The 362-nt window shown below is 36.2% G+C and carries 1 protein-coding gene; it reads right to left on the bottom strand.

Features of this window, described 5'->3' with window-relative positions:
- Positions 1–70: 70 nt before the first annotated feature.
- Positions 71–362 (bottom strand): hypothetical protein (locus A6E03_RS20240; protein ID WP_176703460.1); only part of this gene is annotated, 292 nt, incomplete at its 5' end.

Below are 362 nucleotides of genomic sequence, written 5' to 3'. Positions count from 1 at the left end.
CCCAAGAATAAATTGTATTCGCTTTGTAAAGTTGATCTCTTAGCCGTTTTTTTTGTTCACCTGCATTCATTTAGTTCACATCCACATTAATTGTTCTAATAGAAGATTCTTTAAATGCAGGTGATATAACAAGCTCACCTTGGCTATTACCTGAAGCAATATAGCCTAACTTTTCATGCTCTGATGCTTGCCAGTTAAAAGGCATATTAACTAAGATCGTAATGGTATCTCGGATTGTGCCGCCTAGATCTAACTGATAGATTGGATTTCCCATGTCATCTTTACTCCAAATACCATTTTGTTCGTTTACAAGCATCGCAGGTTTTGGTGAAGAAGACACATAGCTGTACTTATTTTGCATT

Origin of the sequence: Aliivibrio sp. 1S128 (genome assembly GCF_001691065.1) — a bacterium.
GTDB lineage: Bacteria > Pseudomonadota > Gammaproteobacteria > Enterobacterales > Vibrionaceae > Aliivibrio.
Note: the sequence above shows the minus strand (reverse complement) of the source record. Positions and strands in the feature narration are given on the sequence as shown.